The sequence below is a fragment of the Arenibacter nanhaiticus genome, from assembly GCF_900141935.1.
GTDB lineage: Bacteria > Bacteroidota > Bacteroidia > Flavobacteriales > Flavobacteriaceae > Arenibacter > Arenibacter nanhaiticus.
This window is the reverse complement of record NZ_FQYX01000012.1, coordinates 42833-57591: the sequence shown is the minus strand read 5'-3', so window position 1 is coordinate 57591 and position 14759 is coordinate 42833. Positions and strand designations below refer to the sequence as shown.

At 38.4% G+C, this 14759-nt stretch carries 11 protein-coding genes; 7 read left to right on the top strand and 4 right to left on the bottom strand.

Features of this window, described 5'->3' with window-relative positions; translation table 11 throughout:
- Positions 1 to 3: 3 nt before the first annotated feature.
- The 3 genes from BUA16_RS09140 (at position 4) to BUA16_RS09130 (ending at position 3517) form a co-directional block, all read left to right on the top strand.
- Positions 4 to 378 carry a hypothetical protein gene (locus BUA16_RS09140; RefSeq protein WP_143150482.1) on the top strand — a complete coding sequence of 125 codons (375 nt, stop codon included), beginning with the start codon at positions 4 to 6 and terminating at the stop codon, positions 376 to 378.
- A gap of 209 nt (positions 379 to 587) precedes the next feature.
- The gene (locus BUA16_RS09135; protein WP_143150481.1) at positions 588 to 2651 is read left to right on the top strand and encodes a TonB-copper family protein; all 2064 of its coding nucleotides are present in this window, start codon (positions 588 to 590) and stop codon (positions 2649 to 2651) included.
- 11 nt (positions 2652 to 2662) lie between these two features.
- Positions 2663 to 3517 carry a hypothetical protein gene (locus BUA16_RS09130; RefSeq protein WP_072764488.1) on the top strand — a complete coding sequence of 285 codons (855 nt, stop codon included), beginning with the start codon at positions 2663 to 2665 and terminating at the stop codon, positions 3515 to 3517.
- A gap of 70 nt (positions 3518 to 3587) precedes the next feature.
- On the opposite strand, the gene nagB is transcribed toward BUA16_RS09130, so the two are convergent.
- Together nagB and BUA16_RS09120 are read right to left on the bottom strand one after the other, a co-directional pair.
- Complete coding sequence (nagB, locus tag BUA16_RS09125) at positions 3588 to 5516, bottom strand: glucosamine-6-phosphate deaminase (protein WP_072764443.1); 1929 nt, start codon at positions 5514 to 5516, stop codon at positions 3588 to 3590.
- A gap of 314 nt (positions 5517 to 5830) precedes the next feature.
- Positions 5831 to 6898 carry a substrate-binding domain-containing protein gene (locus BUA16_RS09120; protein WP_072764442.1) on the bottom strand — a complete coding sequence of 356 codons (1068 nt, stop codon included), beginning with the start codon at positions 6896 to 6898 and terminating at the stop codon, positions 5831 to 5833.
- 255 nt (positions 6899 to 7153) lie between these two features.
- Between BUA16_RS09120 and uxuA the strand changes: the two genes are divergently transcribed.
- The gene (gene uxuA, locus BUA16_RS09115; RefSeq protein WP_072764441.1) at positions 7154 to 8350 is read left to right on the top strand and encodes a mannonate dehydratase; all 1197 of its coding nucleotides are present in this window, start codon (positions 7154 to 7156) and stop codon (positions 8348 to 8350) included.
- A gap of 364 nt (positions 8351 to 8714) precedes the next feature.
- On the opposite strand, the gene BUA16_RS09110 is transcribed toward uxuA, so the two are convergent.
- Positions 8715 to 9383, bottom strand: coding sequence for a bifunctional 4-hydroxy-2-oxoglutarate aldolase/2-dehydro-3-deoxy-phosphogluconate aldolase (locus BUA16_RS09110; RefSeq protein WP_072764440.1), 669 nt, complete (start codon positions 9381 to 9383; stop codon positions 8715 to 8717).
- A 16-nt stretch (positions 9384 to 9399) separates the two neighbouring features.
- On the bottom strand, positions 9400 to 10422 hold the full coding sequence (locus BUA16_RS09105) for a sugar kinase (protein WP_072764439.1): 1023 nt from the start codon (positions 10420 to 10422) through the stop codon (positions 9400 to 9402).
- Positions 10423 to 10862: 440 nt separating this feature from the next.
- On the opposite strand from BUA16_RS09105, the gene BUA16_RS09100 reads away from it, so the two are divergent.
- The 3 genes from BUA16_RS09100 to BUA16_RS09090 all read left to right on the top strand — a co-directional run bounded on the left by BUA16_RS09100 (position 10863) and on the right by BUA16_RS09090 (position 14757).
- Positions 10863 to 12878, top strand: coding sequence for a thioredoxin domain-containing protein (locus BUA16_RS09100; protein ID WP_245795539.1), 2016 nt, complete (start codon positions 10863 to 10865; stop codon positions 12876 to 12878).
- Positions 12879 to 12967: 89 nt separating this feature from the next.
- Positions 12968 to 13495, top strand: coding sequence for an RNA polymerase sigma-70 factor (locus BUA16_RS09095; protein WP_072764437.1), 528 nt, complete (start codon positions 12968 to 12970; stop codon positions 13493 to 13495).
- Positions 13496 to 13587: 92 nt separating this feature from the next.
- Positions 13588 to 14757 carry a FecR family protein gene (locus BUA16_RS09090; protein WP_072764436.1) on the top strand — a complete coding sequence of 390 codons (1170 nt, stop codon included), beginning with the start codon at positions 13588 to 13590 and terminating at the stop codon, positions 14755 to 14757.
- Positions 14758 to 14759 lie beyond the last annotated feature (2 nt).

Genomic DNA, 14759 nt, shown 5'->3' with positions numbered 1-14759 from the left:
AAATTGAGGAAACAATTCGTCTTGTTTGTTGGGATACTAATGCTGATAAAGCCATTTTGGCCGGTAGCAGAGTACGCAGTAAATTATGATTATATTGTTGAAAATTTATGTGAGAACCGTGATAAACCGCTACTAAATTGTGACGGAAAATGCTATTTGGCAAAACAATTGGCCAAGGAATCTGAGGGGAGTGAAGAAAACCCCTTTGAAGCCAATCCTTCCAAACTAGAAATTCAGTTTATTACCTCTTTTGAATCCGTATTTAATTTTGGTTTGGAAAACTACAACGATACTGCTCAAGACAATTTTAAATCTACTCCAAATCTATTTTCTAGAGAATTCTTAACAGATATTGCCAAACCACCAGAAGGAGTATAACCTCCATACTGCTATATAGGTTGTTCCTAGGACTTATGTCCAACAACTTCATATGGGCTTCCGTTTATTTTTTTATAAATAGAATCAAATAAAACCGACCTGGTTACAATACTCATTGCCCCTTATTGGAAATGATTATTGATATCACAGCTGTGCTGTGCCTTGGCCTCACGTTTTATTAGACTTTTTATAATCTTTAAAACTTACAGATGAAAGTAAAAGAATCTGTCCAAAGGGTTTGTCATACACTTTTGGCATTGTATAAACATGGGTTATGTAAGGGAATTGTAATGGGGTGTGTAGCCTTCCCTAGCTTTATCTCGGCCCAGGAATTAGTGCTTCCCCAAGACTCTATTATTATGATCAATCTAGAGGAGGTTATTATGATTTCGGCCCAAAAGGCCTTTAATTTCCGCAAACAGGCTAAGCCCCTATCATCTTTAGATGAGTTTTTGGAATCTTCCAAAAAGGTTGCCATGGTAAAAAGAGGAGGTTATGCTTGGGAGCCTACCTTAAACAATATGTTTTCGGAACGTCTTTCAGTGACCATAGACGGGATGCGAATTTTTGGTGCCTGTACCGATAAGATGGATCCTATAACCTCCTATGTAGATGCCTCTAATTTATCAAAGGCGCACATCGCATCAGGACAACAAGGCGCGAAACACGGAAATACTATCGGTGGAGCCATAGATTTAGAGCTCGATAAGAGCAATTTTAGAAATACAGGTTTTAGAGGAGGTGTGGAGTCCGGATTTGAAGGCAATAACCAACAATCCATAATAGGGGGTGAGTTGAATTATTCCGGTGCTAAATTTTATGCCGATACGGATATTATTTATCGCAAGACAGAGAATTATAAGGCTGGTGGCGACAAGGAAGTGCTGTTTTCACAGTTTACAAAATATAATATTTCTGCAAATTTAGGCTATAAATTGACCGATGATAATGCCATAACTGCAAGTTTTATATTTGATGAGGCCCGTGATGTGGGCTATCCGGCACTGCCTATGGATGTTTCTTCGGCAAAGGCGATTATAGGCTCGATAGGGTATGAGCAGGACTCCTTGGGGGGGCGTTTACAACATTGGAATTCTAAACTCTACATGAATACCATTACCCATGTGATGGACGATACCAATCGTCCCGATGTGGCCATACATATGGATATGCCTGGCTGGAGCGATACCTATGGGTTTTTCTCCGAAGCACGTCTTAATGGGGACAGCAATAAATTAATGTTCAAGGTAGATGGGTATTACAATAGGTCCTTGGCAGAAATGACGATGTACCCACAGGACCCCAATGAGAAACCAATGTTTATGCTTACTTGGCCCGATGTGCGCACTGCTAATGGCGCAATTTATGTTGAGGATGAATTGAGTTTAAAAGGGAGTTCCTTAAAAATCGCAACTAGAATAGCGCTACAGAATCAGAATGTAGCCGATGAATTTGGCTTAAATAGTCTGCGGATATTTTATCCAGAGATGGAAGCTTCCAAACCCCGTTTCCTAAAAAGTATTTCCGGACAATGGCACAAAATGTGGATGCCTTGGCACCTAAATGCCGGAGTATCATATGGCGATAGGGCTCCTTCGGTCACCGAAGGATATGGGTTTTACCTGTTTAACAGTTTTGATAACCACGATTATGTAGGGGACCCAAGGCTTAAAAATGAAAAATCTATGGAGGTCAATGCCAAACTATCCTATGTGAAGCCCAAGTTTAATATAAGTGCCGAGGCTAATTTTTTCCATATCCCGGATTATATAATAGGGGTGGTAGACCCTTCACTAAGTGCTATGACCCTTGGGGCCGATGGCGTAAAGATGTATAAAAACTTGTCGTATGCCAGGCTGTTTAATACCTCTTTAGATGCCGAGTATGCGCTACTGCCAGAATTAAAATGGACAGGGGATGTTTCTTATCATCTTGGAACGGATAACCAAGGCGCAAATTTGCCTTTTATTAGCCCCCTTTCCTATCGCTCAGGGGTTCAGTACGATAAAAACACCTTCTCTGTGGCCGTTAAGATGTCTGGGGCGACCAAGCAAGTAAATTATAATCCCGAATACGGGGAAGACCAAACCTTGGCCTATACCGTCTTTTCTATCTCCATAGGGAAGACCTTTTATATGAACAATGACTCCATCATGGCCAAAGTTGGAGTCGAAAATATTTTTGACAAAGAGTATTCAACTTATACTGATTGGAAAAATATTCCAAGAATGGGACGAAATATATTCTTAACACTGACTTATTCAATAAAATAAAACTAATGACGATGAAAACGATAAAATTAATATTAGCATCTATTATTCTTAGCATGGGAGCAACTTCTTGTTCCAAGGAAGATGATTCCCCAATTATAGAAGAGAATCCTATGGCCCAATTTAATATGGTAAGCCAAATGGAGGCTAATGGGCATACCGTAGAACTCTATGCAGATGGCGAAGGTTTTACTACGGGTTACAATGAAATTTATATCCGTATTAAGGACAATGACAGGGAAACTTATTTTGCCAATCCAAAAATTACTTGGACACCGATGATGTACATGCAAGCTATGATGCATACTGGCCCCAAGTCTTTATTGGGGGCAACAGAAAATAATACCGTTTTAAAAGGGTATTTAGTGTTTCAGATGGCAGGCAATGAAGACGAATATTGGGACTTGACCCTTAACTATAAGGTAGAGGGGACGGAATATACGGTCAAAAAAAACATAGATGTTAACCATCCGACCGATGGTAAGCAAAAGGTAACCACATTCACTGGTAGCGATAATGTAAAATATGTATTGGCCATGGTTTCGCCGCAAAAGCCTAAAGAAGGTTTAAATAATATGGCGGCAGTGTTGTACAAAATGGAGAGTATGAAAGAATTTTCACTGGTAGAAAATTACACCATAACCCTAGATCCGAGAATGACCAGTATGGGGAACCACGGTTCTCCGAATAATAAAGATTTAACCTATGATGCAACATCCCAAATGTATCAAGGACAATTGTCCTTGAGTATGACAGGATATTGGAAATTGAATCTAAAGGTATTGAATGAGTCCGGAGAGCTGCTAAAGGGAGAAGATGTAACCGAAGAAAATGAGGCGAGCAGCTTATATTTTGAACTGGAGTTTTAGAACGATTATCTTCATAAAAAAAAGAGGCTGCCCGACAAGGCAGCCTCTTTTATATGGTTCTTAGTTCCGATTAAAATTTATATCGAACAAAGGCTTCCATTGCCGCATAATGGGCAAGGCCTAAATCATCGTATTTAGCTGCAGTTTCGCCGTTTCGGTCTTCGGCACGTTGCCAGAACTCCCTAGAATCTGACCCTTGGAATACTACACCATCTTTTTGAGATTGGTGTTTAAAGATTCCATATCGTTTCGCTAATACCTGACTAGGACTCATAGGTACTGCCATTTCAATATCTTCGATATCCCATTCTTGCCAAGCACCTCTGTACAACCAAACCCAACAGTCTTTCATGTATTCTTCATTTTTCAATCGCTTTAAAGATTCAAAAATAATATCCAAACATACTTTATGGGTTCCGTGCGGATCGGCTAAATCTCCAGCGGCGTAAATTTGATGAGGTTTAATTTGCTCAATTAAATCCATCGTAATTTTAATATCGGCTTCTCCCCAAGGATTTTTTTCAATGGTACCTGTTTCGTAAAACGGTAAATCGTTAAAATGAATTTGGTCATCCGAAAGTCCAACATAGTGACTGGTTGCTCTTGCTTCACTACGACGAATAAGGCCTTTGATGTTTCTAACCTCAGGAATGTCTATTTCGCTAGTTTTCTTGTGTTTTATAAACTCGGTAGCCTTTTTGTAAATTCCAACAGACTTCTCATTGTCTATTCCAAAAGAACGGTTGTAGTCGATAACGAAATCAGAGAAACGAAGTGCCTCATCATCCGCAACAGCGATATTCCCAGAAGTTTGGTAGGCTACGTGTACTTCGTGACCTTGTTCTTGCAAACGCATAAAAGTACCTCCCATACTAATGATATCATCATCTGGATGTGGGCTGAAAATTAGAACACGTTTTTTTGCAGGTTCTGCTCTTTCTGGTCTATTGGTGTCATCAGCATTAGGTTTACCTCCTGGCCATCCAGTGATAGTGTGCTGAAGTTTGTTGAATATTTTAATATTAATGTCATAAGCATTACCAACTTCCGTCAATAAGTCGCTCATTCCATTCTCAATATAATCTGCTTCGGTAAGCATTAATACAGGCTTGTCCAATTTTAAGGCCAATCCTACAACGGCTTTCTTGATAAGTTTTGCGTCCCACTTCACCTCTTCTACGATCCATGGCGTACTTACTCTCGTCAATTGAGAAGAAGAACCTTGGTCTAAAATGAAAATACTATTAGGGTGTTCCTGTAAATAAGAAGCAGGTACTTTTTCAGTGATTGGTCCTTCAACAGATTCTCTGATGATAGAGGATTTCCCTTCTCCCCAAGCCATTAAAAGAACTTGTTTGGCTTGCATTATTTGCTTGATACCAAGGGTGATGGCTGTTTTTGGAGTGTTGTTTAAGCCCTGGAAATCTGAACTTGCAGCAACTCTTGTGATATGGTCTAAAGCAACCAATCTTGTTTTAGAGTTTGGTAATGATCCAGATTCGTTAAAACCAATATGACCATTTCCACCAATCCCTAAAATCTGTAAATCTATTCCACCTAAGGCATCAATCTTAGCTTCGTACTCCTTACAATAGTCAGCAATATCTTCCTTGGCTAACGTTCCATCCGGAATGTGGTAGTTTTCAGGAGCAATATCAACATGGTTAAAAAGCAACTCTTTCATAAAACGGACATAGCTATGAATAGCATCCGGTTCCATTGGATAGTACTCGTCCAAGTTAAAGGTGATGACGTTTTTAAAACTAAGCCCCTCTTCCCTATGTAAGCGAACTAGTTCGGCATACAAGCGTTTTGGAGTAGATCCTGTAGCAAGTCCAAGCACACACATCTCATTTGCATCCTGCTTTTTCTTAATTAGTGTGGCAATTTCCAAAGCGGCTGCTTTGGACGCAACCTCAGAAGTTTCAAAGATAACCGTGTTGATTTTTTCGAAACGTTTTTCAAAACTGGTTACCTTATCAAATTTACTTTTAATCATGAATAGATAGATTTTTGTTCATTTTTGGTTGAATCAATAAAATTACTATAAACTATCCAATTTAAAGGCCTTGGACAAACAAATTTAAGGCGAAAATGGACTTATTTCTGAAATCATAGTTATTTGCCGTAAATAATACGGTTATGGCAAAATATTGAACACAAAAAGAGAGGAATTTAAAACATTTTTTACGGCCTCTCCCAAGGCATTATGGGAAGTCAAAGCTTTTTTATAAAATATATAACACCAAGCTGGTTTATTGTTGAAATATTTATAAATACTTATCTGTGAAACAGATATTTTGCGGTGAAACGCTACAAGGGCCTTCCCTTTTTATACCCTTTCCCGTAGGAGATATTTTCTTTCGTTATGATTTCCAAAGGGGAATATATTCTTGAAAGAGGGAGGGTTTTTTTTATAAATAAATCCGAAAAACAAAGAACAGCCTGATACCCCTGATGAAAAGATTTTTGGGAAATTAAAAATGTTATTTTGTCTTCTTTTAAAGATTGAAGATTAGGGGCTGTGGTATCATAACCGATCATTCGAATTTGATTTAACCGTTGGCTATCTATTTCATTGGCAATAGTTGAAATTCTACTTGAAGGCACATAAATTCCATTTATATGGGGATGTGCACTGAAAACTGAATGTAAGCCTTCTTTTACGAAGGATTTGTTTTCCAGGCTATGAAGGTTAAAATGTACGATTTCTAAATTGGTGCCCTGATCTTTATAATAGGAAGTGAAGCCTTCTATTCTTTTTTTGGTGACGTGATAATTATGGTCTTGCAAGTGTGTTTGGACAATTAGAATCTGATGCTTTCCTCCGGTACTCAAATGCATAAGTTTACCAGCTAAATATCCGCCGTCAAAGGAATTTTGACCTATAAAAGACAGGTTTTTAAACCCTTTAAGATCTATATTTAAAAACAGATAAGGAATGTTCTTTTCCTCTAATCTTGTGACAATATCCTTGGTTTCATCATAAAAGGTCGGTGCAATGACTACGGCATCGGGTTTGGTATGTATCAGGTTGTTTCCTTCCTCAATATATGAGCTTTGTGAGACTTGCTCATAGAGAAAATTAGTGACCTTGACCCCGTATTCCTCAACTTCCTTGGCGGCTTCCAAGATGCCTAAAAGAGGCGATTTCCAGAATAAATTAGAAGAATTGTGTTTGGGAATTAAAGTAGCTATGTGGTATTTTTTTCGCGAAGCGAGTCTACTAGCTATAACATTTAGGGTGAAATTATTTTCCTTGAGGACTCTTTTTACGCTTTCCTCCGTCTTTTTGGAGACTCCTCCGCGGTTGTGCAGGACCCTATCTACGGTCCCTGCCGAAACTTTGGCTTTTTCTGCAATTTCTTTAATTGTGATCATAGTGCCTTCTTGACATAATACAAGGTATATAATGTCGCTTTTTTAGGAATAGGTTTTCCAAAATGTCTTGGCATAAGTTGCCATAGCTTATGTGGCAAAGGTATTAAAGGAGTTGAGATTTAAAAAGATTTTTTAACAATGGTTTTTTATTTTGTGTACGTACACGATAAAATTTTTATCTTGCATAGTGATTAGAGGTATCTTGGTTTAAGTATCGAAATAACAACAGAAGGGATTCTCCATAAATGCAACCATATGAGTTTAAGATTAGAAAATACATGGCGTTGGTACGGCCCTAAGGATACGGTATCTTTAATGGATATAAAACAAGCTGGTGCGACGGGTATTGTTACGGCGCTGCACCATATTCCAAATGGGGAAATATGGCCTGTGCCCGAAATTGTAAAGCGTAAAAAACTACTTACAGAAGCAGGGCTTACTTGGTCCGTGGTAGAAAGTGTGCCAGTGCACGAGAATATTAAAACCCGACAAGGAAACTATCAGTTGTATATTGACAACTATAAGAAGACCATCATAAATTTGGCGGCGGCCGGAATAGATACTATCTGTTATAACTTTATGCCGGTTTTGGATTGGACAAGGACACATTTAGAATATCCATTAGAAAATGGCGCTACAGCCTTACGTTTTGAAAAAAATGCTTTCGCTGCTTTTGAGCTCTATTTGTTAGAACGACCGCTCTCAGAGGAGCGATACAGTGAAAAGGAAAAAGAAGCCGCTAGGGTATACTTAGAACAATTGAGTACAACAGAACAAACTGCTTTGGTGAACAATATTATTGCCGGGCTACCCGGAGCCGAGGAGGGGTATAGCTTGGAGGAATTCAATAAAATATTGGCTGCCTACGATACTATTGATGCAGTAGAATTAAAAAACAATCTGTTCTCTTTTTTAAAGGAGATTATTCCTGTGGCCGAAAGCTCAGGTGTAAACATGTGCATACATCCAGACGATCCTCCGTTTTCAATATTGGGACTGCCAAGAGTAGTAAGTACCGAAGAGGATATCATGGAAATGTACGAAGCCGTTAATAGCCCCCATAACGGACTTACATTTTGTACCGGATCCTTTGGGGTTCGTCCGGACAACGATTTGGTACAAATGGTAAAAAGCCTAGGAAATCGCATTCACTTTATTCACCTGAGAAGTACACAAAGAGATGAGAAAGGCAACTTCCATGAGGCGAACCATCTAGAGGGGGATGTAGATATGTATGGTGTAGTAAAGGCTTTGGTAGAAGAACAACTTAAACGCAGTGAACAAGGCAGGAAAGACATCAGAATGCCGATGCGCCCCGATCATGGGCATAAAATGTTAGACGACCTTAAGAAAAAAACAAATCCAGGCTATTCGGCGATAGGAAGGTTAAAGGGACTTGCAGAATTACGGGGATTGGAAATGGGAATACGAAAATCTATGCTGCCACTTTAATAGTGGGCCGATGAATTTTTGGTATTCATTTGCTGTTCTTTAATGTTCTGGAGTAGATTGCCGGAATCCTTCTTACTGGGACCTAATTTGCTTTTCGTTTACTGATTTTTAGCTGATGCAACTTTGTTGAGGCACTTTTTTTGCGTTAGGGACCGCGGCGGCATCCCCGCAGCATAGCAAGGGATATAGACAAGGGCCCGCCCGACGAAGGAGGGAACGCCCAAATTAATACGCTAAGAGCTATTTTAAAAAATGTTCTTACCGGTGTTCGGGGAAGAATCTTATGAATAAAACGAAAAGAAGGATAGGATAGACACTTTCTTTTCGTTTTAAATTCATCAACAAGGAAAATTTTACTTTAGAACTACGGCCGGACGTTTTTTATTAAGGCTAAAGTTTCCCTTACTCGAGATTCCAATGCGGCGTAATCCTTATTCTCTAATATTGTTTTGCTAATAAGGTTAGACCCCATTCCAACGCATGTTACCCCGGCATCGAACCAAGCTTTTAAGTTTTCTTTCTCTAAGGTGACCCCTCCGGTAGGCATAACACTGGTCCAAGGCTGTGGTCCTTTAATGGCCTTCACAAAATTGGCGCCATAATTGGCTCCAGGGAATAATTTTACGATTTCGCATCCCATTTCTTCGGCATTGTTTATTTCCGTAAGACTGCCACATCCGGGACTCCATAGTACTTTTCTCCGATTACAAACAACAGCGATATCTTCTCTCAGGGATGGGGTAACTATAAAGTTGGCCCCCATTTGCATATAGAGAGAGGCCGCTGCGGCATCGGTTATAGAACCGACCCCAACAGCCATTTCGGGCAATTCCCGAATGACATATTTATTGAGTTCCGCAAAGACTTCGTGAGCAAAATCTCCACGAGCGGTAAACTCTATAAGTCGAGCACCGCCGTCATAACAGGCTTTCAATATTTTTTTTCCCAAGGATACATCCGGATGATAGAAAAGCGGAACCAGTCCGGTTTCCTTCATTAGTGTGGCAACTTCTATTCTCGAAAATTGTGACATACTTATTTTATTATCGTTATCTACTTACTATGCCCGACGAATCGCCGCTGGCTAATTGTTGTATTTCTTCAAGGGTGGCTAAATTAAAATCGCCTGCAATGCTGTGTTTTAAACAACAGGCGGCTACTGAAAAATCTATTGTCCTTTGTAGGTTATTGTCTTCTTGTAATAGGCCATGTATTAAAGCTCCCATAAAAGCATCGCCACTACCAACTCTGTCAACTACCGGGTTTGCTTCTCTAATAGGTGAGGTATAAATATTTTTATGGTCATAAAGGATGCCCCCAATTTTCTGATGCGAGGCATTTATGGAATATCGCAAGGTGGTAGCCATTATTTTTAAATTTGGAAACTCCTTAAACAAGGTATCATATAAGGCAGGCAAGCTTTCCGTATCCTGATAGTCAGGGTGAACCTTTTCCTTTCCCGTCATAAAAAAAGCGGTGTCCAGATCTCCTAAAATAACATGGCTGAAGTGTAATAATGCTGGCATGATCTCCTTAGGTTCTTTTCCGTATTTCCAGAGTTTGGAGCGATAGTTTAAATCGGCAGAAATGGTAAGGCCCATTTCGTGGGCCACTTTAACAGCTTCTAAACAAACGGCCGCGGCATTGGCAGAAATGGCCGGAGTTACACCGCTCCAATGAAACCAATCGGCATCCTGGAAAACAGTCTTCCAATCGATCATGCCTGTTTCTATCTCGGCTATAGCACTTTGAGCGCGGTCATAGACTACTTTGCTGCCACGAGAACCAGCTCCTGTTTCTAAAAAATAGATCCCTAAACGATCTCCTCCGAACAGCATGTTTTGAGAATCGACATTTTGTTTTCTTATTTCTTGCAAGGCACTTTGGCCGATATCGTTTTGGGGTAAGCGACTTACAAACTCGGCCTTATGTCCAAAGTTCGCCAAGGAAACGGCAACATTAAACTCGCCACCCCCATAATTGGCATTAAAATTTGTCGCTTGTGAAAACCTAAGGTGTTTTTCCGTGGACAATCTTAGGAGTATTTCGCCAAAAGTTATAACCTTCTTCATTAAGGAATTTTTAAGTAAAATTAAGGAGCCCTAAGATATAACTGAAAACCTGAAAACGAAATCTTTTTATCTTTTATAACGTTAAGCAGCTGTTTTGTTTTAAGTGTTAGCCAGTTATGGTGCGTTTATTTTAGAAGAGCTATTTGTAAATTAAAGCAGTGGGCAATAGCTCCCTTTCCGTGTTCTACTTTACTTGCTGTAGTCGATTATAGGGAGTAATGAAGCGTAAATTTACCTTCATAGTTCGTACAATAGCGAAATAAAAGGTCTCCTTAAATAGCATTCATTTCCATTCATAGATTGAATACAATTATTGTATTTTAGCCCAAGACTAAATAAAAATCAACATGATTCGGCATTATAAACGACTTACCTTTTTAAACTTAATTCTAATATCTTCTTTAATATGCTTATCTTGTTTAGATAGCAAAGGACAAAAAATGAGCCATAAATTTACAAACGATCTTGTTCACGAAACCAGTCCATATTTATTACAGCATGCCCATAATCCGGTTCATTGGAAGCCATGGAGCAATGAGGCTTTAGCGAAAGCTAAAAAAGAAGACAAATTAGTTTTGGTAAGTGTTGGGTATTCTTCGTGCCATTGGTGCCATGTAATGGAGGAGGAGACTTTCGCAGACGAGGAGGTAGCCAAATTGATGAACGAGAATTTTGTTAACATCAAGGTCGATAGGGAAGAAAGGCCAGATGTTGATCATGTATATATGACCGCTTTGCAATTGATCAAGGGCAATGGGGGATGGCCACTGAATGTCATTACCCTGCCAAATGGGAAGCCTATATATGGGGGGACCTATCATACCAAAGAACAATGGATGAAGGTGTTGGCCGAGGTAAGTAAACTATATAAAGAAGATCCAAAGAAGGCCAATGAATATGCAGACATGGTGGCCCAAGGCATCGAAGATGTAAACATCATTGAACCAGTGTCGGATCTGGACGGATTACAAAAGGAAGTTCTTTCCGAAAGTGTACAGCAATGGAAAGCTAATTGGGATTTGAAATGGGGCGGAAATAAAGGACAACAGAAATTTATGGTCCCCGTGAACTTAGATTTTCTAATGGATTATGCTGCTATAACCAAGGATGAGGAAACCAAAGATTTTGTAAAGACAACCCTAGATAATATAGCCATGGGTGGTGTTTACGATCATATTGCCGGTGGCTTTTACCGATATAGTACAGATGCACGTTGGAAAATTCCGCATTTTGAGAAAATGCTCTATGATAATGCACAGTTATTAAGTGTGTATTCCAAAGCGTATACCATTTTTAAAGATCCTTTGTATAAAAAAGTGGTTGAGCAGACAATAGCCTTTTTAGATCGCGAAATGAAAAATGCAGAAGGAGCTTATTATTCTGCGATTGATGCAGACAGTGACGGAGAAGAAGGGAAGTTCTATATATGGAAAGAAAAAGAACTAAAAGATATCCTGAAGGCTGACTTTGATACCTTTTCCAAATACTTTAATATTAGTAGATCCAATATTTGGGAGAACGATTCTTATGTGCTCTTCAGAAAAACAAGGGATGAGGAATTTGCCAAGGAAAACGGCCTTACCTTAGAAAAACTGGAAGCTCTGAAACAAAATTGGAAAGATAAATTACTGACCCATAGAAATAAAAGGACTCCTCCGTTAATTGATGATAAGATCATAACCTCATGGAATGCCTTACTCATCAATGGGTTTGTAGAGGCTTACAATGCATTTGACGATCCTGAATATTTACAGAAGGCCGAGAAAATCTTTAATTTCATTAAGACTCACAGTCTGCAAAAGGACCAATTGGTTCATTCCTATAAAAAAGGAGGGAAAAGAAGCGAGGGGTATATAGAAGATTATGCCTTATTGGCAAATGCTTCCCTTAATTTGTATAGAGCAAGTTTGTCTGCTGAATATCTGAAATTTTCCGAAGAATTAATTCAAGCGGCCACAACTAAATTTTCGGATGCTAATTCTGGTATGTTCAGTTTTAATTCTAGTGATGAGTTAATTGCTAAAATAATTAAAACAGACGACGGGGTGATGCCTTCCCCGAACTCGATCATGGCCGAGAATTTGTTGCTTTTGGGACATATTGACTACAATAAAGAGGCTACCCAAAAAGCCAGAACAATGCTTTCTACCATGCTTCCTATGGTAAAAGACAATGCCTATAGCTATGCCAAATGGAACTCCCTGATGTTAAACACGGTCTATCCATATTACGAAATTGCTGTTGTTGGAGCTGATGCCAAAAAATTAGTGGCACAATTAAACAAGGAGCACCTTCCTAATGTGTTGATCGTAGGTGCTGAAAAAAATAGTGAATCGCCTTTGTTTAAAGGGCGATTCGTTGAGGATGGCACCTATATCTACGTATGTCAGGACCATACTTGTAAACTCCCAGTAGTGACCGTAGAAGAGGCCTTGGAACAATTAAATGATTTTTAAAATACTCTAAGCTTAAAGGGTGTTCTTTAGGGAAAGGAGGCTTGTTTTAGTTTAAATTTTATTTTCCATTGTTCGAAGAAAAACTCCAAATGAATAAAAAAGATTACAAGGTGTTGTTTAATACTTTGTATACGCCTTTGTGTTTATTCGCGAATAAATATTTAGATAGTTTGGACGATTCAAAGGATATAGTGCAAGAAGTATTTCTAAAGCTTTGGAAGAAGAAGATCGTAATTGGAGATGAAGCAGCGATGAAGTCTTATTTGTATACCTCGGTTAAAAATAAAAGTATAGATTTTTTAAAAAGCAGTTATAACAAAAAAAAGAATTTATCTGTCCAAATAGATTTTAAAGATTTAGAGAGCGACGCGTTTTTAGCAAGAGAAATAATTATTTCCGAAGCTTCCGATATCATTGAAAAGGCAATGAAAACCTTGCCTAAAAAGAGCGGTAAGGTTGTAAGGTTGGCAATGCAGGGGCTCTCGAACGAACAGATAGCAGAGGATCTTAGCATATCTATAAATACGGTGAAAACACAAAAAAAACTGGCATATCGAAAATTGAGGGAATTGTTAAAAAAAGACATATTTCTTATTTTGATACATCCCAATTTATGAATTGAATATTTTTTTAAAATTTTATTCACCCTCTTTTAGATTATTGTCGTTTTAGAGGTAATTGTTTTTAGTAATTACCATTAAAATTGTAGATGAATAGTCTAAAAAAGGTTTTCAAGTTATCCAAGGAAATTGCTCATTCTATTTTAGAAGGAAGGAAGGTTGACGTTGAGGAAAGCCAAATGCTTTGGTCTCAAAAGGAAGAAGAATATATAGTTCAAAGTCTTACAGATAAGGATAGTGTATTAGCAAGAAAAAAACAGCGTAAAGCGATAGAAAAATCGAAGAAGCAAGACTGGAAAAGAATACAGAAAGAACTAAAATTAAAAGAAAGATATGGTTTTGTCAAAAGATTATATCGGGCCGCTGCTGTATTGTTAGCAATTACTGGGGCATCATTTGTCTATTATTATAATTTTTCATCATTTTCTGAACCGATAAATACCATTGATCCAACCGCTATAATATTGAGGATGGAAGACGGAACAGTTCAATCGATTAACCCTGAAGTTTCGATTCCTGTCTTAGATAAAAAAGGCAGTACTATTTTCTCCCAGCATAAAGGAATCTTAAAGTATCAAGGGGATTATTCATCTGAGGATTTGATGTACAGTGAATTAACTGTGCCTAATGGGAAGAAAATTAAATTAGAACTTTCTGATGGAACAGTGGTCGATATTAATTCTGGCACCACTTTAAAGTTTCCCATAAACTTTTTAACAGGACATAAGCGCGAAGTGTTTTTAGATGGCGAGGCCTTTTTTTCCGTGGCTAAAGATGTGGCACATCCTTTTACCGTCTATTCAGGAGAATTGGGAGTTACTGTGTTAGGGACAAAGTTTAATATGACATCTTATCCAGAGGATGATCAAATAAGGACGGTGTTGGTAGAAGGGGCGGTGCAAGTTTACGATACTCTTCAACCAGACAATTCTTCCCTTCTAGAGCCTGGACATATGGCTAGTTGGAATAAAAAACAAAAAAACATAAGCATGGAAAAAATTGATCTTGATCTATATACAGGTTGGATCGAAGGGAAAATCGTATTTAGAAGCTTAGCTTTTAAAGATATTATTAAAAAACTCGAAAGAAGTTATAACGTTTCTATCGAATGTCATAACGAAATATTGAACAAGGAAGTATTTAGTGCGTCATTTAATGTTGATGTAGAAAATATTGAGCAGGTCCTAGGGTATATTAATTTGGAACACCAGTTTTTATATTCTAAAAAAGGAAATAAAATAATTATTAACGAACGCTAAAA

What these genes read in the sequence shown, in the direction of transcription:
- nagB (WP_072764443.1), bottom strand. Translation starts at nt 5,516, where the DNA reads ATGATTAAAAGTAAATTTGATAAGGTAACCAGTTTTGAAAAACGTTTC.
- BUA16_RS09130 (WP_072764488.1), top strand. Translation starts at nt 2,663, where the DNA reads ATGAAAACGATAAAATTAATATTAGCATCTATTATTCTTAGCATGGGA.
- BUA16_RS09135 (WP_143150481.1), top strand. Translation starts at nt 588, where the DNA reads ATGAAAGTAAAAGAATCTGTCCAAAGGGTTTGTCATACACTTTTGGCA.
- BUA16_RS09095 (WP_072764437.1), top strand. Translation starts at nt 12,968, where the DNA reads ATGAATAAAAAAGATTACAAGGTGTTGTTTAATACTTTGTATACGCCT.
- BUA16_RS09120 (WP_072764442.1), bottom strand. Translation starts at nt 6,898, where the DNA reads ATGATCACAATTAAAGAAATTGCAGAAAAAGCCAAAGTTTCGGCAGGG.
- BUA16_RS09110 (WP_072764440.1), bottom strand. Translation starts at nt 9,383, where the DNA reads ATGTCACAATTTTCGAGAATAGAAGTTGCCACACTAATGAAGGAAACC.
- BUA16_RS09090 (WP_072764436.1), top strand. Translation starts at nt 13,588, where the DNA reads ATGAATAGTCTAAAAAAGGTTTTCAAGTTATCCAAGGAAATTGCTCAT.
- BUA16_RS09105 (WP_072764439.1), bottom strand. Translation starts at nt 10,422, where the DNA reads ATGAAGAAGGTTATAACTTTTGGCGAAATACTCCTAAGATTGTCCACG.
- uxuA (WP_072764441.1), top strand. Translation starts at nt 7,154, where the DNA reads ATGAGTTTAAGATTAGAAAATACATGGCGTTGGTACGGCCCTAAGGAT.
- BUA16_RS09100 (WP_245795539.1), top strand. Translation starts at nt 10,863, where the DNA reads ATGAGCCATAAATTTACAAACGATCTTGTTCACGAAACCAGTCCATAT.